Consider the following 23,060-nt stretch of genomic DNA (forward strand, 5'->3'; position numbering starts at 1 on the left):
CCCGCTGAGGGCCGAATTCGCCCACGGCTATGGTTCTGTCCGATTCTGCTCGCGCGTCTTCCTGCGGACCTGGGCTCTGGCTGCCGGCGCTGGCTGCCGCTGGCGGCACGATCTCCGTTGACGCCTTGTGCTGGTTCCGTTGATGCTCGCGCGTCCCTCGGCTGCGTCAGGAGGCATGCGGGCCGGGAAGCGTCAGCGCAGGGGCCGTGCGTGGGCTGAATCCGCCCCGGCCGTTGCTATCTTGCGCTGCAGCGGATAAGGGGCGCGGTGACGGGCGACCGACCCGACCACCATCCAGGCCCTCCAATGGACATCCGAAATATCGCGATCATCGCGCACGTCGACCATGGCAAGACCACGCTCGTCGATGCTCTTCTGAAGCAGTCCGGCACCTTCCGCGACAACCAGGCCACTGTCGAACGGGCCATGGATTCCAACGACCTGGAGCGTGAGCGAGGCATCACCATCCTCGCCAAGGCGACGAGTGTGGAGTGGCATGGCCACCGCATCAACATCGTCGACACCCCCGGACACGCCGACTTCGGCGGTGAGGTCGAGCGCATCCTCGGTATGGTCGACGGTGTCGTCCTTCTCGTCGACGCCGCCGAGGGCCCGATGCCCCAGACGAAGTTCGTTACGTCCAAGGCTCTCCGCCTTGGCCTCAAACCTATCGTCGTCCTGAACAAGGTCGACAAACCGGACGCCGAGCCCGACCGCGCGCTGAATGAAGTCTTTGACCTCTTCGTGACGCTTGATGCGAATGAAGAGCAGCTCGATTTCCCGGTGCTTTATGCATCCGGCCGCGCCGGTTGGGCTGATACGGAACTCGATGGTCCGCGTCAGGATCTTTCGGCGCTTTACCAGCTTGTCGTCGACTATGTTCCGGCACCGACCCAGCTTGCCCGGGCGGACGAGCCGTTTTCGATGCTCGCGACCACCTTGGCATCTGATCCCTACCTCGGCCGTCTCCTCACCGGTCGTATTGAGACGGGGACGGTCCGCACGGGACAGTCCGTCCACGCCCTCTCGCGGGACGGGACCGAGATCGAGCGCTTCCGGATCTCGAAGATCCTCGCCTTCCGTGGGCTCGCGCGTCAGCCCATCGAGGTGGCCGAGGCTGGCGACATCGTCAGTCTCGCCGGGATGACCAAGGCGACCGTTGCCGATACCATCGCCGATCTTGCGATCTCCGAGCCGATCCCGGCGCAGCCGATCGACCCGCCGACGATCAGTGTAACCTTTGGTATCAACGACAGCCCGCTTGCCGGGCGCGACGGCGACAAGGTCCAGAGCCGCGTCATTCGCGACCGTCTCCTGCGCGAAGCAGAATCGAACGTCGCAATCCGGGTAACCGATACCCCGGGCGGCGACGCCTTCGAGGTAGCGGGTCGTGGCGAGCTGCAGATGGGCGTGCTCATCGAGAACATGCGCCGTGAAGGCTTCGAGCTGTCGATTTCTCGCCCGCGGGTGATCTTCCGTGACGAGGATGGCGGGCGTCTGGAGCCGGTCGAGGAAGTGACGGTCGACGTCGACGAGGAATTTTCCGGTGTCGTTGTTGAGAAGCTTTCTCAGCGCAAGGGCGAACTCGCGGAGATGCGGACGGGTGCCGGCGGCAAGACTCGTATCGTCGCGCATGTGCCCAGTCGTGGGTTGATCGGCTACCATGGCGAGTTCCTGACGGATACTCGCGGCACGGGTATTCTCAATCGAGTATTTCACGGCTGGTCACCGCACAAGGGTTCGATCCCCAGCCGCCGAAATGGCGTGCTCGTTTCAATCGAGGACGGAGTAAGCGTATCGTATGCTCTGTTCAATCTTGAGGATCGCGGCCGCTTCTTCATTGGCTCCGGCGAGCAGGTCTATCAGGGGATGATCCTCGGAGAGCACAGCCGGGACAATGATCTTGAGGTTAACCCACTGAAGGGAAAGAAACTCACCAACGTCCGCGCCTCCGGCAAGGATGAGGCGGTGGTACTTACCCCTCCGGCGCGGCCGACCCTGGAGCAGGCGATTGCCTACGTCGAGGACGACGAACTCGTGGAAGTCACGCCGCGCCACATTCGTCTGCGCAAGCGCTACCTCGATCCTCACGAGCGTAAGCGTGAATCGCGGAAAGGCGCCTGATAGCATCCTATGGGTGAGTGCGATCTGCGCAATGCAATCTTCGCGTTTTGCAAACCGCTTTGCAATTCACGGAATGGTTGTGCTGCGCAAATTCGGGCAGCTCGGGGATCGCGCGCTGATTGTGGATCGGAAAGTGAGCAATTTCGGGCTTATTACCCCTGATTGAGTGGCTTTCCGACGCCGCGCGCTTTTGTGCGATTGTTGGCACGGAACATGCTCTATGAGTGAGTAAGGAGCAATCGCGGCATAGTGCGGAGCAGTGAGATGAAGCATCCGGTTGACGTTCATGTGGGCAAGCGGGTCCGGCATCGCCGCTGGATGGTCGGCATGACCCAGCAACAGCTCGGCGATATCGTCGGGATCAAGTTCCAGCAGATCCAGAAGTACGAGACCGGGATGAACCGGATCAGTGCCTCGCGTCTCTGGGACATCGCCCAGGCGCTCGACGTATCGATCAGCTTCTTCTTCGAGGGGCTCGAGGACGAGGCAGCGCCGAACGCCCATTCGGCGGCCGACCTGCCTGAGCGTGGCGATCTGCTCGCCGACAAGGAGGCGCTCGAGCTCGTCCGCTCGTACTACGCCATTCCGGAGGCGCAGCGTCGCCGGCTCTTCGATCTGGCGCGCGTCCTCAGCGACGTCGCCTGACGCCGCGGGGCGGAGCGGCCTTCCGCTCCGCAGGAAGTTGCGGGATGTCGCATCCCGGTCATGGCGGTGTGTCGGGTTCCGAGACTCCCTGTCGCGCCGGCATCTTGTCCAGAAAGCGCTCGATGCGTTCCCAGACGCGTGCGAGCGTTTCGGGACCTTCCATGAAGATCTCGTGCCGGGCGCCGGGCAGGTCGAGGACCTCGCCGGCAGCCATCCGGGCGACCCGCGCGCGAATCGCAGTGCTCGACACGACGTTTTCCGCGTCACCGAGCATCACCAGCGTCGGTATTCGCGGCAGCGGCGCGGTGTCGAGCCGGGTCATCTCGTGGAGCGCAGCATGGGTCCACTGCATGCTTGGGCCTCCGAGCGACAGTTCGGGATGCGCGTTGATCTGCCGGACGCACCACTCGAAGGTATCGACGTGGCTGGTGAGTGCGTTCCCGGCAAAGCCTGCGTGCGCGGTCGGACCGGGTCGGGTGCCAGGCATCAATCGGGCGCCGAACCCGGCGAGGCTGGCGAGACGGGTCATCCGGCTGGTGAGCGCGCGCGTCATGGCGTGCATTTCCAGGCGCCACATGGGTGCCGAGAGGATGGCCCCGCTGAATTCCGGTCGCTCCAGCAACGTGCGGAGGCCAATGCAGCCCCCCATGGAATGCGCCACGAGATAGCGCGGTCCTGGCAGCCCGAGAGCGGTGCCAAGATCGAGCAACGCTGCCGCATCCCGCTGATAGATGCGGAAATCCCGGATGTGGCCGAGCATCGGGTTCGGCGGATAGCGGTCCGAGAGACCCTGCCCACGCCAGTCGAGAACCAGAACGGCGAGCCCGCGCTCGACGAGCCCGCCCGCCACCCGACCGTACTTTTCCGCGAACTCGGTCCGGCCCGGAAAGATCACCGCCGTGCCACGGGCGTCCGACGCGCCGCGCCAGACGACTGCACGGATTCGGGTGCCGTCCGCAGCGGTCAGCCAGAACGCGTCGGCGCCATCCGGGGCGTCGGCCACGTCGGCGAAGAACGGCGCGCCGGCCGTCGCTCCCACGGGAAGCACGCTCGGAGGCCTCTAGGAGAGAAGCGTTCCGAGCTTCATGGCGAGCCCCATGTTGCCTTCGACCTTGAGCCGCCCGCTCATGAAGGCCGAAGTCGCGTCGAGATCGCCGGCGAGGATGTCCTGGAAGGTCTCGGCGCTGGCGGTGAGCGTGCAGTCGGCGTCGTCGTCGGATGCGTCAGGTACCGCACCATCGGAGCCGATCAGCAGCGCGCCCTCGTCCTCGATCACGAACCGCACCGCGCCGTCGATTCCGGCACCGTCCAGCCGGCGGTTCAGCGCCGTCACGGCGGCGTCGACAATCTCACTCATGAAAACTCTCCGTATGGTGGGCGCGCGGCCCTCGATTTCTGCGGCCGGACTGCTAATCTAGGGCGCATGGCAGCATTACAAAAGCTTGGACTTGTCGTCGCGCTCGCCGGGCTCGCGATCGTGACGCCGGGTGGAACCATGCCCCTGCCGATTGGCGTGCTGCCGGCCGTCGCGCAGGCTCCTGCGCCCGGTGCCGGCGGGGGCCCCGGTGTGCCGCCGTCCGAGCCGCTTCCGCTGGTGGAGGCGCCTCGGGACGACGCGGCACCTGCGCCCGCGCGCATCGACACGCTTCTATCCGAGCTTGCCGAGCCCGGCCGCAAGGACTGGGAGCGACTGGAGACCGAGATCCTCAGGATCTGGTCGCGCTCCGGCTCGCCGGCCATGGATCTGCTGCTGGAGCGGGGGCAGAAGGCGCTGGCCGAGGAAGATTATCCGACGGCCGTCGAGCATTTCTCCGCGCTCATCGATCATGCGCCGGGATTTGCCGAGGCCTGGAACTCCCGGGCAACGGCGTATTTTCTGGAAGGCAACTTCGGGCTCGCCATGGCCGACGTCGAGCACGTGCTGGTCCTGAACCCGCGCCACTTCGGCGCTCTGACCGGCCTTGCCTCGATGCTCGAGGCAATGGACGAGCCGCGTGACGCGCTCGCGGCCCTGCGGATGGCCGCCAAGCTCAACCCCAACCGTCCGGGTATCAAGGACGAGATCGCCCGCCTGGAAAAGCAGACCGGCGAGGTGGAGCTCTAGCTCCGCTCCCCGTGGCATAGCGCGGCCAAGGACACCCGACTGCATGGCATCAGACTCCACGGTCCCTCGCGATCGCCGCGTCACAGCGGTGCTCGGGCCGACGAATACCGGCAAGACCCACTATGCGGTCGAGAGGATGCTCGCCCACCGCACCGGCGTGATCGGCCTGCCGCTCCGCCTTCTCGCGCGGGAGGTCTACGACCGGATCGTGGCGCTGCGTGGCCCTTCGGTCGTGGCGCTCGTCACCGGCGAGGAGCGCATCGTGCCGGCCCGGGCGGCCTACTGGGTCTGCACGGTCGAGGCGATGCCGGTCGATATCGGCGCGGATTTTCTCGCGGTCGACGAGATCCAGCTCTGCGGCGACCCGGATCGGGGTCATATCTTCACCGACCGCCTGCTGCACGCGCGCGGGCTGCACGAGACGCTGTTCCTTGGCGCGGAGACCATGCGCGCCCGGATCGCGAGCCTCGTACCCGGCCAGCAGATGCTGAAGCGCGAGCGATTCTCGCAACTCACCTACACCGGCGCCCGCAAGATCAGCCGGATGCCGCCCAGAAGCGCCATCGTCGGTTTCTCCGTCCAGGATGTCTATGCCATCGCCGAGCTGTTCCGCCGGCAGAAGGGCGGCGCGGCGGTGGTGATGGGCGCGCTCTCGCCCCGGACGCGCAATGCCCAGGTCGCGCTCTACCAGAATGGCGATGTCGACTACCTCGTCGCCACCGACGCCATCGGCATGGGACTGAACCTCGACATCAGCCACGTCGCGCTCTCCGGCCTCGTCAAGTTCGACGGTCGCCGTCACCGGCATCTCGCCCCGAACGAGCTCGCCCAGATCGCCGGTCGGGCCGGACGCTTCACCACGGACGGAACCTTCGGCGTCACCGGCGAGGCGTCACCGCTCGAGCCCGAGGTGGTGGAGGCAATCGAGAACCATCGGTTCGCGCCGCTCTCCCGCCTGCAGTGGCGCAGTTCTGCCCTCGACTTCGCGAGCCCTCGGCATCTCATCGCGAGCCTCGAGGTCGGGTCGCATCACCCCGATCTCGCCCGTGCCCGCGAGGCGGACGACCTTGCGACGCTGAAGGAGCTCGCGGCGATGCCCGATCTCGGCGTCTCGCTCGGCAACGCGGCAGAGGTGAAGCGACTCTGGGATGTCTGCCAGGTGCCCGATTTCCGCAAGGTGACGCTGCAGGAGCATGCCGCGCTTTGCCTGCGAATCTGGGGTTTCCTGCGCAAGGGCGGGATCCCCACCGACTGGCTCGCGCGCCAGATCGCGCGCATCGACCGGACTGATGGCGACATCGATACGCTGTCCAAGCGTCTCGCCTATATCCGAACATGGACATATGTGGCTCAGCGCCCCGCGTGGATCGATGACGCCGCCCATTGGCGGGAGGAGACCCGTGCGGTAGAAGACCGCCTGTCGGATGCGCTTCACGTGCAGCTGACCCAGCGGTTTGTCGACCGCCGCACCAGTGTCCTGATGCGGCGGTTGAAGCAGAAGGAGAGCCTGGTGGCGACTGTCACGGAGAACGGCGAGGTCACGATCGACGACCAGTTCATCGGTCGGCTTGAGGGATTCCGCTTCCGCCTCGACCCCTCGGCCGATGCGGATCAGGCCCGCACGCTACGACAGGCGGGGCTCGCCGCGCTCGCGCCGGCGTTGTCGCTTCGGGCGGACAAGTTCTACAACGCGCCCGATACCGAGATCGATGTCACCGAGCAGGGCGGCCTCATGTGGGGCGAGCATGCGGTCGGCAAGCTCGTCGCCGGTGCCGATGCGTTGTCGCCGCAGATCCAGCCCTTTGTCGACGAGGATGCCGATCCCTCCGTGGGCGAGAAGGTGAAGCGCCGCCTCGGCCATTGGGTTGACCGCAAGATTGCCGCGCTCTTCCAGCCGCTCGTCGCGCTCCGCGACGACGAGGCGCTGTCCGGCATGGCCCGTGGCATTGCCTTCCGGCTTGTGGAGGCGCTCGGGATCCTGCCGCGCGGCGAGGTCGCCGACGATGTGAAGGGTCTCGACCAGGAAAGCCGCGCCGGTCTGCGCCGGCACGGTGTCCGCTTCGGGCAGTACACCGTCTTCCTGCCGCTGCTCCTGAAGCCCGCGCCCACCCGCCTCCGGCTGGTCCTGTGGTCGCTGGCGCAGAACCTCGACGTCTTCCCCGAATCGCCGCCGCCGGGGCTCGTCACCGTCGCGGCGCTCAAGGACGCGCCGGGTGGCTACTACCCGAGGGCGGGCTACCGCCTCGCGGGCGACCGGGCGATCCGCATCGACATGCTGGAGCGCCTTGCCGACATGACCCGCAACCTCGATGCCCGTGGCGGCTTCGAGGCAACGCCCGAGATGCTGTCGATCACCGGCCTCTCGCTCGAGCAGTTTGCGAAGCTGATGCGCGGCCTCGGCTACCACGCCGAGGAGAGCACGCGGCCGAAGCGGCGTCAGGAAAAGGCCGGGGCGCCGGAAGCGGTCCGGCCTGTTGCGGCCTCGCCGGAAGCGGCTCTGCCGGAGGCGGCCCAGCCTGATGCGCCCCAGCCAGATGCTCCGCAGCCGGATGCGCCCCAGCCGGATGCGCCCCAGCCTGACGTGCCGCCGATGCCGGTCGAAGTGCCTGACCCGGACGTGCCGGTTGAGGACCCTGCGGTCCCGGGCGGTCCTGACGTGCCGATCGACGAGCCGACAGAGGTGCCTCCGGCTCCGTCCGAGCCTGACGTTCCGATCGAGGAGCCCGTGGAGGTTCCGCCGGCGGACCTGCCTCCGGCGATGCCTGAAGCGCCGGGCGTGGTCGCTGACGGTCAGATTGCAGCGACGGCGCCTGGTCCCGCCGGGGCGGAAACCCGGAGCGACGGCGAGACTGAAACGTTCTTTCTCTTCACCCGAGGCCAGCGTCGTCGGCCGGAAGGCCGCCCGCGTGGTGAGCGCTCGGGTGGTGAGCGCTCGGGTGGTGAGCGCTCGGGCGGCGAACGCGCTGGCGGCGAGCGTCAGGGTGGCGAGCGTAGTCGGCGCGGTGGTGACGAGGCGCGCGCGAAAGGCGGCAAGCCGCGTTCGGACGAGCGCAAGGGCGACCAGCGCAAGGCCGACGGCAAGGGTGATCGCAAGGGCGGCAATCGGACGCAGGAAGAGCGCAAGGGAAAGCGGGACGAGAAGCCAGTGGCGGCTCGCGCACCGCGGCACGAGAAGCCGATCGACCCGGATAATCCGTTCGCTGCGCTCATGGCGCTGAAGCTGCGCCCCTGACCGGGGTGGGTGACTCGCCAGAGGCGATTCGCCTCGATAAGTGGCTTTGGCAGGCGCGCTTTTGCAAATCGCGCGCCATTGCCCAGCGCCTTGTCGAGGGCGGTGCGGTGCGCGTGAATACGGTGCGCGTGCAGAAGCCGGCAACGAATGTCCGGGTCGGCGACGGGGTCACGATCGCCTATGCCGGCCGGGTGCATGCTGTGCGAATCGTTGGCCTTGGCGGGCGCCGGGGGCCGGCGAGCGAGGCGCAGACTCTCTATATTGAAGTGGGTGCGCTGGCAGCGCCCCTTGAACCCGGCCCCGAGCCTGATACATAGCCATCGCGCAGGGTGTGACAGGCTTTGCCGAGGAAAAAGGGATGAATCGAGGCCTGGGCCGATGACCTATGTGGTGACGGACAACTGCATTGCCTGCAAATACACCGACTGCGTCGAGGTGTGTCCCGTAGATTGCTTCTACGAGGGGGAGAACATGCTGGTGATCCACCCCGACGAATGCATCGATTGCGGTGTCTGCGAGCCGGAGTGCCCGGCCGACGCAATCCGGCCCGATACCGAGCCGAACATGGAAGTCTGGGTCGAGTTCAACCGCAAGTATTCCGAATCCTGGCCGGTGCTCGCGACCCGTCGGGATCCGCTGCCTGAGGCGGAAGAGCGCGACGGCGAGACAGGTAAGCTCGAGAAGTACTTTTCCGAGGCGCCGGGCGAGGGCGGCTGAGCGCAGATTCGCTCGCAAGTTATCGTGAAACGGTTTTCCGATCCTGTAGCAGGGATTGAAACGTTTGCGGGGCATGGCCACATGCCACTGACGGGTTCAGTTTGGCTTCACACCAACCGGATTTTCTGCTACAAGGTACATCCAATAAAAGTGGTACGGGAAACAAGGCCGAGCAAACTGGCCTGAACTGCGCTGCCCTGACGAGCACGTCTGAAGCTGGATGGTGTCAACCATCCGGTGGCTTGTTGCGGTGCGGCGGCGGGATGACACCCGATCGCAGTCAGTAAGGAATCGACGCGCAACATGAGCAAGACGAAGAAGGCGACGGAGTTCCGTCCGAACGATTTTGTTGTCTATCCAGCGCACGGTGTCGGTCGGATCATCTCCATCGACGAGCAGGAGATCGCCGGTCTGCGTCTTGAGATGTTCGTTATCTCGTTCGAGAAGGACAAGATGACGCTGCGCGTGCCGATCGCGAAGGCGAGCTCCGTCGGGATGCGCCCGCTCAGCTCGACGGACATCGTGGAGCGTGCCCTCGACACCCTCAAGGGCCGTGCCCGGGTCAAGCGTGCCATGTGGTCGCGGCGCGCTCAGGAATACGAGCAGAAGATCAACTCCGGCGATCTCATCTCGATCGCCGAGGTGGTGCGTGACCTGCATCGCAACGATGACCAGCGCGAGCAGAGCTATTCGGAGCGCCAGCTCTACGAGGCTGCGCTCGAGCGGCTGACGCGGGAAGTGGCGGCGGTGAACGGCATTGAGGAAGTGAAAGCCCAGAAGCACGTGGACGAGGTGCTCGGCGGCCGCGTCGCCGCCTGAGGTCCGCTTCCTTCATTCGCGACTGCGAATCGGCCCGCTGCTCCCCGGAGCCGCGGGCCTTTTTGTGCCTCGTGCGCCGGCATTCCGGTCTGAGCGCCGCGGTCTGAGCGCCCCCGAGAGGCGGTCGCCGGGCCAGCGCCTGGGCGCCGCGGGTCGCGCCCGGCTTGAAGCGGCGGGCGTTTGCGGGCACATGAGCCCCGATGACCCCCGGTGCCCGCCTCTCCGCAGCGATCGACCTCCTCGACGCGATCCTCGCTGGCGAGCCGGCGGAGCGTGAGCTGACGCGCTGGGCTCGCGCCAGCCGATACGCCGGGTCCAAGGACCGCGCCGCCGTGCGGGATCTGGTCTTCGATGGTCTCCGCCGCCGCCGCTCGCTGGGCTGGCTCGGGGGTGGCGACACCGGCCGGGCGATCGTCCTCGCCGGTCAGGCCGCCGCAGGCGCCGAGCTCGACGAACTCTTTACCGGAGAGGGGTTCGACCCGTCCCCGATCACCCCGGCAGAGCGCGAGGCGCTGGCGCAAGGCCTCGACGGCGCCCCGGAGGGTGTGCGCTTGGACTTCCCCGACGCGCTCCGCGACGACCTGACCGTCTCGCTCGGTGACGACTTCGAGCCGGTGCTTCGTGCCATGCAGGAGCGGGCGCCCGTCGATCTGCGGGTGAACACGCTGAAGACCACGCTTGCCGCCGCGACGGTGGTCCTTGCCCGCGACGGGGTTCAGGTCGGGCCGCAACCGCTGGCCCGCGCCGCGCTGCGCGTCCTTGAGAACCCGCGCCTTGTGGCGGCGAGTCGGGCCTATACGCAGGGCATGGTGGAGCTTCAGGACGTCTCAAGCCAGCTCGTCGTCGAGGCGGCCGGCGTTCGCCCCGGAATGACGGTGCTCGACTATTGCGCCGGCGGCGGTGGCAAGACGCTCGCCCTCGCCGCGGCGATGGAGGGGCAGGGCCGCCTGATGGCGTGGGATGCGAACCCGCGTCGCATGGCCGACCTGCCGGAAAGGGCCCGCCGCGCCGGTGCCTCCGTCCGGATTCTCACCGACGCGGACTGTGCAGCGCTGCGCCCGACGTGCGATCTCGTCCTCGTCGATGCGCCGTGCTCGGGCACCGGCGCCTGGCGCCGCAAGCCCGATGCCAAGTGGCGGCTCGATCTGCAGCGACTTGAGAGCTTCCCGCCGCTGCAGGACCAGATCCTCGACGCTGCCGCGACCAGGGTGCGGCCGGGTGGCGCGCTGGTCTATGCCACGTGCTCGCTGCTTTCCCGCGAGAACGAGGCACGGGCCCATGCCTTCCTCGACCGCCACCCGGACTGGACCGGAGAGGGCGATCGTCGCCTCAGTCCACTCGATGGCGGCGATGGCTTCTACTTTGCCCGATTCAGGGCGCCGAAACGACGCGGTGCCGTGAAGTAAAGGCGAGTCGATTCAGGGGCTATAAAACCTGTGGTTGTGATAATCGCCTTCGCCTAGAGTGGGGGCGGGAGGATCGCGACCTTGGAGGACAATCAGAAAGCCGGATCTGGTCCGGGAGCGACCGCCCCGGCGATCGCCGGGACTGCGGTGGGACGAACCGGCGCGGGCCTGGCGCTCGCCGGGACCGCGCTTCTCGTCGCGATCGCAGCCGAGATTGTGAGCGGAGCGGCCGTGGTCGTCGCCTCGCTCGCCGTGGCCATGCTGGTTTTCGGAGGCTATCTGCTGGCCCTGCGCGGGCGGCACCATCTTGCGTTGCGGCGCGGGCAAGGTGTTGCCCCGATCGACTGGTTCGCCGGCACCGGTGATCCGGTGATCCTGACGAACCTCGACGGGGTCATCCTCAGCCGCAATCCTGCGGCTCGCGAGGCGCCCGGCTTGCTGGAGCGCGCCACGATCTACCGCCTGACCCGCGAGGCATATCTGAACGGTGTGGCCAGCGAGGAGGCCGCCGACGGGCGGACCCGCGTCACTGCGCTGCGCTATGCCCGGAACCGGCTGGTCTGGCGCACCGAACGCCTCCCAGGCGCCGCACGTACCCTGCCGCCACCTCAGGGCGAGACGCTCGACCTTCCGCGCCTCAGCCGCGAGCCGGATGGGGCGGTCCGGGAGAGCAACGCCAGCGCCGTCGCCCTCGGCCTCTCCGCGGGTGAGCTTGTCCGCCTGTTCGACGATGCGACCGAGCGACCGGAGGGGGTGCATTTCGTCGCCGAGGGCTCCCGCGCCGTACGCGTGGTGCCGCTGCCCGAGCGTGGAGGCTGCCGCGAGGTCGCGCTGGTGCCAATCGACGCTGCCGAGATCGCCGGTCTAGTGCCCGAGCGTTTCCTTGAAGATCTGCCTGTCGCTCTTGCCCGGCTTGAGCCTGACGGGCGTCTCACCATGGCGAACCAGGCTGCGCGGCAGCTCCTTGGACCGGACGCGCAGCCGGGCGCGAACATCTGCGCGCTGCTCGAAGGGCTCGGCCTGCCAATCCCGGAACGCCTCGCCGACACCATGAAGGGCCGGGCACTCGGACGCTCAGAGATCGCCCGCCGGATGGTCGACGGCAAGGAGGTGTTCCTGCAGATCGCCTTCACCCGCACCGTGCTCGAAGGCCAGACGTCGATCTTCGCGGTCGTGTCGGACGCGACCGAGCTGAAGACTCTGGAACAACAGTTCGTCCAGAGCCAGAAGATGCAGGCGGTTGGCCAGCTCGCCGGTGGCGTCGCCCATGACTTCAACAACCTGCTGACGGCGATCAACGGCCACTGCGACCTGCTGCTCATGCGCCACGACGTGGCCGACGTGGAGCACGGCGATCTCATGCAGATCCGCCAGAACGCGAACCGTGCGGCGGCGCTCGTCCGCCAGCTTCTCGCCTTCTCGCGGAAGCAGACCCTGCGCCCGACGGTGATCAACCTGCTGGACACGCTCGGGGAACTCACCCACCTGCTCAATCGCCTGCTGACCGACAAGGTGACGCTGCGGATCGAGCACGGCTGCGACCTCTGGCCAGTCCGAGCCGACGAGCGTCAGATCGAGCAGGTGATCATGAACCTGGTGGTGAACGCTCGCGACGCCATGCCGCGCGGCGGCGAGGTCAGGATCACGACCCGAAACGCCCGGGTGGAGGTCGACTCGCTGCGCGACCGCGCGGTGATCCTCAAGGGCGACTACGTGGTGATCGAGGTCGCCGACTCCGGCCATGGCATCCCGGAGGGCAAGCTCAACAAGATCTTCGAGCCGTTCTACACCACGAAGCAGGTTGGCGAGGGCACCGGGCTCGGCCTCTCGACCGCCTACGGCATCATCAAGCAGACCGGTGGCTTCATCTTCGCCGACAGCCCCGAGGAGCAGGGCGCGGTCTTCACGATCTACCTGCCGGCCTACGAGAAGGGTGAGGCGCCGCTGCCGCCCGTCGCCGAGGCAAGGCGGCCGCGGGATCTGACCGGGCGCGGCCTCGTGCTGCTGGTGGAGGACGAGGATCCGGTGCGCTCGTTCGCGGCGCGGGCGCTGCGGCTCCGGGGCTATACCGTGGCGGAGGCCGCCTCCGGCGAGGAGGCGCTCGAGGTCCTGAAGGACGGCGGGCTGCACGTGGACATCATGCTGTCGGACGTGATCATGCCGGGCCTCGATGGCCCCGCGTGGGTGCGCGAGGCGCTGAAGGCGCGGCCCGATGCCAAGGTCATCTTCATGTCGGGCTACGCCGAGGACTCGTTCGTCGGCGGCGACGGCGGCGTGCCGGGCGCGGGCTTCCTGCCGAAGCCCTTCACGCTGAACGAGCTGACGGAGAAGGTGAAGGACCACCTTGACGTCTGACGCCGGCGGGCGGGCATCACGGGGGCACCACGCCGGCGTCCCTGAGCCCCGTGATTGCCGCGGCGACGATGTCGGCAACGGGCTGGTCGATGTCGACGGTGACGGTGGCGGGCTCGCCGGTCGGGTCCTCGAGGGTCGCAAGCTGGCTCGTCAGCAGCGAGACCGGCATGAAGTGGCCGGTGCGCGCGCCCATCCGTTCAGTGAGAAGCGCCTCGCTGCCGCTCAGGAACACGAAGGCGACCGGGCGCCCCGCGCCGGTGCGGAGCCGGTCGCGATAGCTGCGCTTCAGCGCTGAACACGACACGATGCCGCCGGCGGAGAGGGCCGCGGCCACCTTGTCGAGCCACGGCCAGCGGTCGTCGTCATCGAGCGGCACGCCTGCCGCCATCTTCGCGACATTGGCGGGCGGGTGCAGGGCGTCGCCCTCGCGGAACGGCAGCCCGAGCGCCGCGGCGAGCGCCTCGCCGACCGCCGACTTGCCGCAGCCGGAAACGCCCATGACGACGATGGCGGGAGTGGGTGTGGACATCGCGGTGACTCCCGTGGCGGGCGGCGGGTTCATGGCAGGACAAGGCCGGCCGGCGCCCAGAGACGCCTGAGCACGGTCCGAAGCGCCGGTTCGAGGTCTTCGGCGGTGAGGCCGGGGCCCGCCTCGGTACCAGCCGCGCCGTGGAACCAGACGGCGGCGGCAGCGGCCTCGAACCCGGGCATCCCCTGAGCGAGGAACCCGGTGGCAATGCCGGCGAGAACATCGCCTGACCCCGCCGTCGCGAGCCAGGCCGGGGCGTTGTCGTTGATCGCGACCCGCCCGTCCGGTGCGGCGATCACCGTGTCGGCGCCTTTCAGCACCACCGTCGCGGCGGCGCGGGCGGCGGCGGCGCGGGCGCGCTCCGGCTTCGGCCCGGTGGTGAGATCGGGGAAGAGCCGGGCGAACTCGCCTTCGTGCGGCGTCAGGATCACCGGCGCTTCCCGGGCGGCGATGGCGTCGAAGAGCGCATCCGGCGCGTCCTGCCAGAGGGTGAGCGCGTCGGCGTCGAGAACGAGGGCGACGGGTGCCGCGAGCGCGGCGTCGACGAGGGTGCCTTCGGCGGCACTGAGCCCGAGGCCGGGCCCGAGGGCGGCGGCGGTGACGCGGCCGTCGGAGAGCATCGCGCCGAGGCTCTCGGGCCCATCCATGCGACCGAGCATGACGGCGGTCAGGTGGCTGGCGTTGACCACGAGGGCGTCGGGCGGGCTCGCGACCGTGACGAGGCCCGCCCCGGCGCGCAGCGCCGCGCCGGCGGCAAGCCGGGCGGCACCGGTGCGCGCCAGCCCGCCCGAGACGACGACCGCGTGGCCACGACGGTACTTGTGCGAACCGGCTCCCGGCGCGCGCATCGACTCGGCCCAGAGGGCGCGGCCGTTGCGCCAGCTCCGGGGTCCGATCGCGTCGAGGACCGAAGCAGGGATGCCGATGTCGGCGAGGGTCACCTCGCCGCAGAGCTCGCGGCCGGGGCAAAGCAGGTGCCCGGGCTTGAGGCGAAAGAAGGTGACCGAGGCGACCGCCTCGATCGCCGTGCCCATCACCTCGCCCGTGTTGCCGGAAACCCCGCTCGGTACGTCGACCGCGATGACGGGCAGGCGGGAGGCGTTCACCGCGGCGACGATCTTCGCCGCCAGCCCCTCGATCGGCCGGTCGAGTCCGGCGCCGAACAGCGCGTCGACGATGCCCGCCGCCTCGGGCAGAGGCAGATCCGCCGGATGCGTCGGGCCACCCCAGCGGTCGAAGGCGATGCGTGCGTCGCCGCTCACGCGGGCCGGATCGCCGAGCAGGTGCACGATCACCTCCCGACCGGCGGCCCGGAGGCGGCGCGCGGCGACGAAACCGTCGCCCCCGTTGTTGCCCGGCCCGCAGAGGACGAGGACTCGCCCCTCGGGCACCCGAGCGGTGACTGCCCGCGCGACGGCGGCGCCCGCCTTCTCCATGAGCCTGATTCCGGGCACGCCGCCCTCGATGGCGAGGTGATCGGCTGTCGCCATCTGGGCAGTGGTGAGGAGTTCGAGCATGGCTTCTCTCGGGGTGCGTTCCGGCGAGCCCGGGCGGCAATTTCTGTCACCGGGTGTCGCGTATCCTGCGCCGCTCGCCGACCGGCGCGCAAGTCGGTGCAACGGCGGGGCGCCGGGTGGGCAAATTCGCACAGTGCCCTATGATGACCGGGCAAGGGGGACATGCATGACGATCCGAAACCTCGACAATCTCCTCCACCCGCCGTCGGTCGCGGTGATCGACGCATCGCACCCGCGCGGCCTGGCCGTCCTGCGAAACCTCAGGGCAGGGGGCTTCGCCGGGCCAATGATCGCCGTTGAGACCGGGGTCGCCGAGGTGGATGGCACGCGGGCGGTCGGCTCGATAGCCGAGCTTGACGTCCCTCCGGGCCTCGCCGTGCTCGCCGGGCCGGTCGGCGAGATGCCGGCGCGGATTGCCGAACTCGGCGCTGCCGGCTGGCGCATGGCCCTGGTGGTTTCGGCTGAGGAAGGCGTGGATCCGGTGCTGCGGCAGGCGATGCTCGACGCGGCGCAACCCCACATGCTGCGGATCATCGGGCCGGGCTCCTTCGGGCTCATCGCGCCCTATGCGCGGCTCGATGCGAGCCTCTCGCCGATCGCCACCACAGAGGGCGGGATTGCCCTCCTGTCGGAATCCGGCAGCATCGCGAGTGCACTCCTCGACTGGGCCGCGAGCCACGCCATCGGTTTCAGCGCGGTGATGAGCCTTGGCGGCCGCGTCGATGTCGGGCTCAGCGACTGCCTCGACCTGCTGGCGGGCGACCCGCACACCCGGGCGATTCTCGTCTACATGGAGAGCATTCCCGACCCGCGGCGGTTCCTCTCGGCGGCGCGCGCCGCCGCGCGGCTGAAGCCGGTGATCGCGCTCAAGGCCGGCGGCTCGCCTCAGGCGGCAGAGGCTGCCGAGACCCACACCGGGCGGCTTTCCGGCACTGATGCGGTGATCGACGTGGCGCTGCGCCGGGCCGGCATCCTGAGGGTGCGCGGCCTGTCGGAACTCTTCGCCGCGGCCGAGACGGTGTCGCGCTTCCGGCCGATGCAGAGCAGTCGCGTGGCGATCGTCACGAACAGCGGTGGCGCCGGCGTGCTGGCTCTCGACCGTCTGGCGGAGACCGGAACCCCGCTGGCGCAACTCGAGCCCGCGACGCTGGAAAAGCTCGCGGCGGCGCTGCCGCGCACCTGTAGCCCGCGCAACCCCGTCGATCTCGCCGACGACGCCGAGCCGGAGCGCTATCTCGCAGCACTCGATATTCTTGCCGCCGACCGGCATGTGGACGTGCTGCTCGTCATGTGCTGCCCGACCGAGCGCGGCCTGCCATGCGCCGTCGCTCAGGCTCTGGCCGGGCGCGCCGACCGCGGACGGATCGCCGGCAAGCCGGTGCTTGCGTGCTGGATGGGGGGAGCCACGGCCCACGAGGCGCGCGCGGTGCTGAGAGAGGGCGGCATTGCCACCCACGACGCGCCGGCGGCGGCCGCGGCGGCCGCGGCGCACCTGACCGACTGGAGCCGGGCGCAGGCGGCACTGCTGCACGTGCCGGACCGGCGCTCGGAAGAGGTGCTCGCCGCCGCGCCGGACGCGCGCGAGCAGGTGGCGGCAGTCTTTGCCGAAGTCGCGGCGCAGGGCAGGCACCGGCTGACGTCAGCGGAGGCAGGCGAGGTGCTTGCCGCCTACGGCATTCCGGTCGCACGCTCGCGCATCGCGAGCAAAGTGGAGGAGGTCGGGAGGATCGCGGCGGAGATGCTCGCGGATGGCGGGCGGCTTGCGGTCAAGGTGCTGTCGTCCGACCTGCCGCACCGGTCCGACGTGGGCGGAGTGGTCCTCGACGTGGCGACCGGCGAGGAGGCCGGGGCAGCGGCGGCCGGCATCGCCGCGCGCGTGGCGCGCGATGCTCCGGGGGCACGGATCGACGCATACGAGCTGCAGCCCATGGTGGTGCGCGCGGAGGCGATCGAGCTGATCCTCGGGGTGGCGACCGATCCGATCTTCGGCCCGGTGATCCTGTTCGGCGCGGGCGGTCTCGCGGTCGAAATCGTTCGCGACACCGCGATCGCGTTGCCGCCGCTCGATTCGGGTCTGGCGGCCGAGCTGGTCGGCCGCACGCGCGTGAGCGCGCAGCTTGCCGGTTATCGCGGACGCCCGGCGGCAGATCTGGCCTCGCTGAATGGGGCTCTCATCGCGCTCTCGCATCTCATCGAGGACTTTCCCTGCCTGCGCAGCGTCGATGTCAATCCGCTCGTCGCCGACCCGCGTGGCATCATCGCGCTCGACATGAGCGTGGAGTTCGACCCATCCGAGCTGGCGGTGAAGCCGCCGAACCCGCATCTCGCGATCCGGCCCTATCCGACCGAGTGGCGCCGCACCATCGAGCGCCCCGAAGGCGCCTACGAACTCCGCCCGATCCGCCCTGCGGATGCGTTGCTCTATCCCGCGTTTCTCGATCGGGTGAGCCGCGAGGACATGCGTCTGCGCTTCCTCGCGGTGCGGGTGCATTTCCCCGAGGAGTTCGCCCTGCGCTGGACCCAGCTCGACTATGATCGGGAGATGGCCTTCGTCGCGCTGACGCCCGAGGGCGAACTCGCGGGGGTCAGCCGGGTGGTTGCGGCTCCCGACCATCTCTCGGGCGAATACTCGCTCCTCGTCCGCTCGGACCTGCAGGGACGCGGGATCGGGGCGGCGCTCATGCGCATCCTGATCGAGTATGCGCGTGCCGACGGAATGGACCGGCTCGAAGGCATGGTGCTGGCCGAGAATCGCGCCATGCAGGGCCTCGTGGGGCATCTCGGCTTCACCATCGCTCCGATCCTCGACGATCCGGGCGTGGTGATGTCGACGCTGTTTCTCTGACGCCCGGAAGCCCGGCGCCCCGAAGACGGGGACTGGTTTCCCGCAGGTCTCCCGCGCGGACCCGGGCCGCCGCATCTCGCCGCTCTCGGGACGCATCGCGGGAAGAGGGATTGTTTCGTCCTGCGGCAGACCTTGCGGCGACGGTGCGGTTGCGCCGATCCTCTTGCCCGGGGCGTCTGCGGCCGGTTTCCGCCTTGATCGCAGATGGCGCTTGGAAATCGCCTCGCGATGGGCAGGGTCCATCGTCCCGCGAGGTCTGGCCAGGTGACGCGGGTCCGGGCCGGGGCTCTGGAAGGAGGACACCAGATGACGGATCTCCGCGGTTTGCCCGATGTCGAGGGCGGTGTCGTCGTCGAGCCCGGGCAAAGGCTGCTCCCTGAGCGCGACAGGCAGAGGGCTCGCGCGCTCGCGGTGGCCGGGGCTGCGGATCCCGCCGCGACGAGCTTGCCCGGGCCGGCACGGTGAGCTTTCTGGTCTTCATCCCGCTCTTCCTGATGGTCGGCGTTGCGGCCTTCATCCAGGGCTCGGTCGGCATCGGGTTCGCGTTGATCGCCGCGCCGGTCTTCGCTCTCGTCGACCCGTCGTACCTGCCGGTGGCGCTCCTGATCCTGATGCTGCCGCTGAACTTCCTCGTGTTCTTCCGCGAGCGGCACGAGGCAGACCTCAAGGGCGCCGGATGGATCACCGTGGGGCGGTTCTTCGGTACGTTCCTCGGCATCTGGGTGCTGCTGGCGCTGTCGCTGCGCCAGCTTGAGGTGGCGGTCGGCCTTCTGACGATCCTTGCCGCCGTAATCGCCATTCTGGCGCCCCCCTTCAGCCCCGGCAGGGTGCCGGCACTCGGCGTCGGCCTCTTCACCGGCGTGACCGAGACCGCGACCGGCATCGGTGGCCCGCCGCTCGCGCTGCTCTATCAGCACGCGCGGGGACCGGTTCTGCGCTCGACCGTGGCGCTCTGCTTTCTCGTCGGCGAGGTGATCTCGCTGGTGATCCTCACGATTTCCGGTGCGGTGCGCAGCGAGCAGGTCGTGGCCGCCGCCTATCTCGTGCCGGCCGCGATCGTCGGGACCGTCCTGTCGCGGCTGGTCCATTCCCGCATCAACGGTCCGGCGCTGCGCATGGCCGTCCTGATCTTCTCCATCGTCAGCGGAGCGGTGCTTCTCCTCAAGGGATAGGCACCGGACGTCATGCCGCCACAGATTCCCGATTGACTCGTTTGTCACGTTCCAATATGCGGATGACAGGAATTGGAACGAAACAAATTCGCGAGGGTAGCTGATGAACTGGGGCCTCATCGGGGCGAGCACGATTGCGTCGGAACACGTGATCGGTGCGATCCGGGCCAACGGCCACGAGATCATCAGCGTCCTGAGCAGCGATGCCGTCCGCGGCGCCAACTATGCGGCGCGCCACGGGATCGCCCGGAGCACCACGTCGCTTGACGAGCTTCTCGGCACTCAGGGCCTTGATGCGGTCTACATTTCCACCACCAACGAGAAGCATCACCCTCAGGCGCTGGCGGCGATCGCGGCGGGCAAGCATGTGCTCTGCGAGAAGCCGCTCGCCATGACGCCGGCCGAAGCCGCGGAGATGGTCCGGGCGGCCGAGGCGGCGGGGGTCGTTTTCGCCACCAATCATCACCTCCGCAACGCGGGAACCCACCTTGCCATCCGGGAACTGATCGCCTCGGGCCGGATCGGTCGGGTTCTGAGCGTGCGGGTGTTCCATGCGGTGCACCTGCCGCCGCACCTGCAGGGCTGGCGGATCAATGATGCTGCCGCCGGCGGCGGGGTGATCCCGGACATTACCGTCCATGATGCCGACACCGTGCGGTTCTGCCTCGGTGAGGATCCGGTCGATGTGGTGGCGAAGGCCGGCACGTCGGGCATGGGGCTGGGGGTTGAGGACAGCGTGATGTCGGTCTGGTCGATGCCCTCGGGCGCGATGGTCCAGGCCCACGAGAGCTTCACGCATCGGTTCGCGGGATCGGGGATCGAGGTTCACGGGACGGAAGGCTCGATCTTCGGGCGCGGCGTCATGACCCAGAAGCCGGTGGGCGAGGTCGAACTGGTGACGGTCGACGGGCGCTCGGCGGTGCCGTTCGGGACGCATGATCTCTACGCCCGTTCGCTCGGAGTCTTCGCTGCAGCGGTCGCCGGAGAGGGGCGGCCGTCGGCGGATGGGGTGGACGGGGTGAAGTCGCTGGCGGTGGCGGTGGCCGTCCGCGAGGCGGCGCGAACCGGGCAGACGGTTCGCGTGAACTACGAGGGCTTCTGAGATGGCGTCAAAGATCGTATCGGTCGAAGCGGCGGTGACGCGGATCCCGGACGGGGCGGTGGTCACCGTGTCGTCCTCCTCGGGGCTCGGCTGCCCGGACAAGGTGCTGGCGGCGATCGGCGCGCGGTTCGATGCCGAGGGGCATCCGAGGAACCTGACGACGATCCATCCGATCGCAGCGGGCGACATGTACGGCATCAAGGGTGTCGATCACATCGCGAAGGACGGGCTGCTCTCGACGATCATCGGCGGCTCCTATCCGAGCGGGCCGTCGTCGCTGCCGATGCCCGAGATCTGGCGGATGCTGACCGAGGACCGGGTGGCGGCCTACAACGTGCCGTCGGGCATCCTCTTTGACATGCATCGCGACGCGGCGGCGCGGCGGCCGGGGGTGCTGACGCAGGTCGGGCTCGACACCTTTGCCGATCCGATCCGCGAGGGGTGCGCGATGAACGCGAGGGCTGCGGCGCGGCCGATCGTTGCCCGGGTCGAGTTCGGCGGCGAGACCTGGCTGCATTTTCCGAACATCATCCCGGACGTCGCGATCCTGCGGGCCACGACGGCGGACGAGCACGGGAACCTCACCTACGAGCACGAGGGCGCGTATCTCGGGGGGCTCGATCAGGCGATCTGCGTGCGCAACCACGGCGGGCTCGTCATCGCGCAGGTGAAGCGGGTGACGGCGGCGGGGTCGCTGCGGCCGCATGACGTGCGGGTGCCGGGGCATCTGGTCGATCTGGTGGTCGTCGATCCCGACCAGCTTCAGACCACCGAGACGCTCTATGATCCGGCGATCTCGGGCGAGATCATGCGGCCGTGGGCGAGCTTCTCGCGGGCGGAGCATGGGGTGGAGAAGGTCGTCGCCCGGCGCTCGGCGATGGAGCTGAAGGACGGCATGACGGCGAACCTCGGGTTCGGGATCTGCTCGATGGTGCCGCGGATCCTGCTTGAGGAGGGCTATCCGCAGGCGGTGACCTGGGCGATCGAGCAGGGCGCGGTGGGGGGCATGCCGCTCATGGGCTTTGCCTTCGGCTGCGCCTCGAACGCGGACGCGTTCATGCCGAGCCCGCAGCAGTTCACCTACTTTCAGGGCGGCGGCTTCGATGTGACGTTCCTGTCGTTCCTCGAGATCGACCTGGAGGGCAACGTCAACGTCTCGAAGCTCGGCAAGAAGCCGTATCTGACCGCCGGCTGTGGCGGGTTCGTCGACATCACCGCGAACGCCCGGAAGATCGTCTTTGCCGGGCAGTTCGAGGCGGGAGCGGAGTTCGAGCTTTCCGAAGCCGGCATCCGCATCGCGAAGCCGGGGCGGTTCCCGAAGATGGTGGAGAAGGTCGAGCACGTGACCTTCTCCGGGCGGCGGGCGCGGGAACTGGGGCAGGAAGTGCTCTACGTCACGGAGCGCTGCGTGATCCGGCTGACCGAGGCCGGGCTGGTCGCGACCGAGGTGATGCCGGGGATCGATCCCGAGCGGGACATTGTCGCGGCCTCGCTCGGGCGGGTGTCGCTCGCGCCGGACCTGAAGACCCTGCCACTCAGCCTGCTGGGCCGCGGGCCGATGGGGCTGAAGCTCGAGCCGAAGGCGGCGCCGGTGGTTCGGGCCCGCGGGGTGGCGGACGCCGCATCGTGAGCGGGCGGGTGCGCATGTCGCGCGGCTGGGTCATGGCTTTGAATTATCTCAATAATACCGCATCCGTCTACCCGATTGAAGCGAAGGTAAGGCGATGAGCGCGCTGCATCTGACGATCGACGGCGCCGTTGCCGAGCTTCGGCTCGACAATCCGGCGAAGCTCAATTCGCTGACGGTGCCGATGCTGGAGGCGCTCGACGCCCATTGCGCGACGCTGGAGCGCGCCCCCGAGGTGCGGGCGGTAGTCGTCACCGGCACCGGGGAGAAGGCGTTCTGCACCGGTGCCGACATCGGCGCCTGGGGGCCGATGGAGCCGTTCGACTTCGCCCGCCACTGGGTGCGCGAGGGGCATCGGATCTTCGACCGGCTGGCGCGGCTCGGCAAGCCGACCGTGGCGGCGCTGAACGGCCACGCCTTTGGCGGCGGGCTGGAGCTGGCCTCGGCCTGCGACATCCGGGTGATCGCGCCCCGTGCCTCGCTGGCGCTGCCCGAGGCGGGGATCGGCATCGTGCCTGGCTGGTCGGGAACGCAGCGCACCGCGCGGCTGCTGCCCGAGGCCGTCGTGAAGGAAATGGCGCTCTTCGGCCGGCGGATCGGGGCGGAGCGGGCGGTCGCCCTCGGTTTCTGCGCCGAGGTGGCCGACGATGCGCTCGGCGCTGCCCGCGCCATCGCCGGGAAGGCCGCCACGCTGTCACCGCGGGCGGTCGAGGTGGCGAAGTACATGATTCAGGCGGGAGTGGGGGAAGACCGGGCGGCGCTGATCGAGGCGCTTGGCTCGGGAATGATCGCCGCGAGCGCGGATCGGACCGAGGGCGTCGTCGCCTTCGCCGAGAAGCGCAAGCCCGTGTTTCCGGGGAAATGAC

General features: G+C 68.7%; 19 protein-coding genes. 15 read left to right on the plus strand and 4 right to left on the minus strand.

Going from position 1 to position 23,060, the window contains the following annotated elements:
- Nucleotides 1-306 precede the first annotated feature (306 nt).
- Both typA and HNP73_RS07865 read left to right on the plus strand, forming a co-directional pair.
- Complete coding sequence (gene typA, locus HNP73_RS07860; RefSeq protein WP_184148138.1) at nucleotides 307-2,124, plus strand: translational GTPase TypA; 1,818 nt, start codon at nucleotides 307-309, stop codon at nucleotides 2,122-2,124.
- 264 nt (nucleotides 2,125-2,388) lie between these two features.
- The gene (locus tag HNP73_RS07865; protein ID WP_184148139.1) at nucleotides 2,389-2,769 is read left to right on the plus strand and encodes a helix-turn-helix domain-containing protein; all 381 of its coding nucleotides are present in this window, start codon (nucleotides 2,389-2,391) and stop codon (nucleotides 2,767-2,769) included.
- Between the two features lie 58 nt (nucleotides 2,770-2,827).
- On the opposite strand, the gene HNP73_RS07870 is transcribed toward HNP73_RS07865, so the two are convergent.
- Together HNP73_RS07870 and HNP73_RS07875 are read right to left on the minus strand one after the other, a co-directional pair.
- Complete coding sequence (locus tag HNP73_RS07870) at nucleotides 2,828-3,808, minus strand: alpha/beta fold hydrolase (protein ID WP_184148140.1); 981 nt, start codon at nucleotides 3,806-3,808, stop codon at nucleotides 2,828-2,830.
- A gap of 21 nt (nucleotides 3,809-3,829) precedes the next feature.
- Complete coding sequence (locus HNP73_RS07875) at nucleotides 3,830-4,126, minus strand: SCP2 sterol-binding domain-containing protein (RefSeq protein ID WP_184148141.1); 297 nt, start codon at nucleotides 4,124-4,126, stop codon at nucleotides 3,830-3,832.
- Between the two features lie 66 nt (nucleotides 4,127-4,192).
- Here HNP73_RS07875 and HNP73_RS07880 point away from each other — a divergent pair, with 66 nt between their 5' ends.
- From HNP73_RS07880 to HNP73_RS07910, 7 genes are all read left to right on the plus strand, one after another.
- Nucleotides 4,193-4,873, plus strand: coding sequence for a tetratricopeptide repeat protein (locus HNP73_RS07880; RefSeq protein ID WP_246399690.1), 681 nt, complete (start codon nucleotides 4,193-4,195; stop codon nucleotides 4,871-4,873).
- A 43-nt stretch (nucleotides 4,874-4,916) separates the two neighbouring features.
- A complete protein-coding gene (locus tag HNP73_RS07885; RefSeq protein WP_184148142.1) occupies nucleotides 4,917-8,105 on the plus strand; it encodes a helicase-related protein in 3,189 nt (1,062 codons plus the stop codon).
- 5 nt (nucleotides 8,106-8,110) lie between these two features.
- Nucleotides 8,111-8,422 carry a S4 domain-containing protein gene (locus HNP73_RS07890; protein ID WP_184148143.1) on the plus strand — a complete coding sequence of 104 codons (312 nt, stop codon included), beginning with the start codon at nucleotides 8,111-8,113 and terminating at the stop codon, nucleotides 8,420-8,422.
- A gap of 61 nt (nucleotides 8,423-8,483) precedes the next feature.
- Entirely contained in the window at nucleotides 8,484-8,822 is a 339-nt protein-coding gene (fdxA, locus tag HNP73_RS07895; protein WP_184148144.1) for a ferredoxin FdxA, read from the plus strand.
- Nucleotides 8,823-9,125: 303 nt separating this feature from the next.
- Complete coding sequence (locus HNP73_RS07900) at nucleotides 9,126-9,641, plus strand: CarD family transcriptional regulator (protein ID WP_184148145.1); 516 nt, start codon at nucleotides 9,126-9,128, stop codon at nucleotides 9,639-9,641.
- Between the two features lie 200 nt (nucleotides 9,642-9,841).
- Complete coding sequence (locus HNP73_RS07905) at nucleotides 9,842-11,047, plus strand: RsmB/NOP family class I SAM-dependent RNA methyltransferase (protein WP_184148146.1); 1,206 nt, start codon at nucleotides 9,842-9,844, stop codon at nucleotides 11,045-11,047.
- Nucleotides 11,048-11,194: 147 nt separating this feature from the next.
- Entirely contained in the window at nucleotides 11,195-13,402 is a 2,208-nt protein-coding gene (locus HNP73_RS07910) for a hybrid sensor histidine kinase/response regulator (protein ID WP_343063232.1), read from the plus strand.
- A gap of 16 nt (nucleotides 13,403-13,418) precedes the next feature.
- Here HNP73_RS07910 and HNP73_RS07915 read toward each other — a convergent pair whose 3' ends face one another.
- The gene (locus HNP73_RS07915) at nucleotides 13,419-13,931 is read right to left on the minus strand and encodes a gluconokinase (RefSeq protein ID WP_184148147.1); all 513 of its coding nucleotides are present in this window, start codon (nucleotides 13,929-13,931) and stop codon (nucleotides 13,419-13,421) included.
- Nucleotides 13,932-13,960: 29 nt separating this feature from the next.
- The gene (locus tag HNP73_RS07920; RefSeq protein WP_221288404.1) at nucleotides 13,961-15,448 is read right to left on the minus strand and encodes an NAD(P)H-hydrate dehydratase; all 1,488 of its coding nucleotides are present in this window, start codon (nucleotides 15,446-15,448) and stop codon (nucleotides 13,961-13,963) included.
- A 166-nt stretch (nucleotides 15,449-15,614) separates the two neighbouring features.
- Between HNP73_RS07920 and HNP73_RS07925 the strand changes: the two genes are divergently transcribed.
- The 6 genes from HNP73_RS07925 to HNP73_RS07950 all read left to right on the plus strand — a co-directional run bounded on the left by HNP73_RS07925 (nucleotide 15,615) and on the right by HNP73_RS07950 (nucleotide 23,059).
- The gene (locus HNP73_RS07925; protein WP_184148148.1) at nucleotides 15,615-18,293 is read left to right on the plus strand and encodes a bifunctional acetate--CoA ligase family protein/GNAT family N-acetyltransferase; all 2,679 of its coding nucleotides are present in this window, start codon (nucleotides 15,615-15,617) and stop codon (nucleotides 18,291-18,293) included.
- 306 nt (nucleotides 18,294-18,599) lie between these two features.
- A complete protein-coding gene (locus HNP73_RS07930) occupies nucleotides 18,600-18,758 on the plus strand; it encodes a hypothetical protein (RefSeq protein ID WP_184148149.1) in 159 nt (52 codons plus the stop codon).
- Nucleotides 18,755-19,465, plus strand: coding sequence for a sulfite exporter TauE/SafE family protein (locus HNP73_RS07935; protein WP_343063233.1), 711 nt, complete (start codon nucleotides 18,755-18,757; stop codon nucleotides 19,463-19,465). The genes HNP73_RS07930 and HNP73_RS07935 overlap by 4 nt, the downstream gene beginning before the upstream one ends.
- A 103-nt stretch (nucleotides 19,466-19,568) precedes the next feature.
- Nucleotides 19,569-20,567 carry a Gfo/Idh/MocA family protein gene (locus tag HNP73_RS07940; RefSeq protein WP_281379209.1) on the plus strand — a complete coding sequence of 333 codons (999 nt, stop codon included), beginning with the start codon at nucleotides 19,569-19,571 and terminating at the stop codon, nucleotides 20,565-20,567.
- A gap of 1 nt (nucleotide 20,568) precedes the next feature.
- Nucleotides 20,569-22,197, plus strand: coding sequence for an acyl CoA:acetate/3-ketoacid CoA transferase (locus HNP73_RS07945; RefSeq protein ID WP_184148150.1), 1,629 nt, complete (start codon nucleotides 20,569-20,571; stop codon nucleotides 22,195-22,197).
- Nucleotides 22,198-22,291: 94 nt separating this feature from the next.
- Complete coding sequence (locus tag HNP73_RS07950; protein ID WP_184148151.1) at nucleotides 22,292-23,059, plus strand: enoyl-CoA hydratase/isomerase family protein; 768 nt, start codon at nucleotides 22,292-22,294, stop codon at nucleotides 23,057-23,059.
- Nucleotide 23,060: the final 1 nt, after the last annotated feature.

Origin of the sequence: Amaricoccus macauensis (assembly GCF_014201905.1) — a bacterium.
Classification (GTDB): domain Bacteria; phylum Pseudomonadota; class Alphaproteobacteria; order Rhodobacterales; family Rhodobacteraceae; genus Amaricoccus; species Amaricoccus macauensis.

Excerpts from the sequence above, each read along its gene's own strand:
- typA (WP_184148138.1), top strand. The coding sequence starts at position 307 with ATGGACATCCGAAATATCGCGATCATCGCGCACGTCGACCATGGCAAG.
- HNP73_RS07865 (WP_184148139.1), top strand. The coding sequence starts at position 2,389 with ATGAAGCATCCGGTTGACGTTCATGTGGGCAAGCGGGTCCGGCATCGC.
- HNP73_RS07875 (WP_184148141.1), bottom strand. The coding sequence starts at position 4,126 with ATGAGTGAGATTGTCGACGCCGCCGTGACGGCGCTGAACCGCCGGCTG.
- HNP73_RS07880 (WP_246399690.1), top strand. The coding sequence starts at position 4,193 with ATGGCAGCATTACAAAAGCTTGGACTTGTCGTCGCGCTCGCCGGGCTC.
- HNP73_RS07885 (WP_184148142.1), top strand. The coding sequence starts at position 4,917 with ATGGCATCAGACTCCACGGTCCCTCGCGATCGCCGCGTCACAGCGGTG.
- fdxA (WP_184148144.1), top strand. The coding sequence starts at position 8,484 with ATGACCTATGTGGTGACGGACAACTGCATTGCCTGCAAATACACCGAC.
- HNP73_RS07900 (WP_184148145.1), top strand. The coding sequence starts at position 9,126 with ATGAGCAAGACGAAGAAGGCGACGGAGTTCCGTCCGAACGATTTTGTT.
- HNP73_RS07905 (WP_184148146.1), top strand. The coding sequence starts at position 9,842 with ATGACCCCCGGTGCCCGCCTCTCCGCAGCGATCGACCTCCTCGACGCG.
- HNP73_RS07915 (WP_184148147.1), bottom strand. The coding sequence starts at position 13,931 with ATGTCCACACCCACTCCCGCCATCGTCGTCATGGGCGTTTCCGGCTGC.
- HNP73_RS07920 (WP_221288404.1), bottom strand. The coding sequence starts at position 15,448 with ATGCTCGAACTCCTCACCACTGCCCAGATGGCGACAGCCGATCACCTC.
- HNP73_RS07925 (WP_184148148.1), top strand. The coding sequence starts at position 15,615 with ATGACGATCCGAAACCTCGACAATCTCCTCCACCCGCCGTCGGTCGCG.
- HNP73_RS07930 (WP_184148149.1), top strand. The coding sequence starts at position 18,600 with ATGACGGATCTCCGCGGTTTGCCCGATGTCGAGGGCGGTGTCGTCGTC.
- HNP73_RS07940 (WP_281379209.1), top strand. The coding sequence starts at position 19,569 with ATGAACTGGGGCCTCATCGGGGCGAGCACGATTGCGTCGGAACACGTG.
- HNP73_RS07945 (WP_184148150.1), top strand. The coding sequence starts at position 20,569 with ATGGCGTCAAAGATCGTATCGGTCGAAGCGGCGGTGACGCGGATCCCG.
- HNP73_RS07950 (WP_184148151.1), top strand. The coding sequence starts at position 22,292 with ATGAGCGCGCTGCATCTGACGATCGACGGCGCCGTTGCCGAGCTTCGG.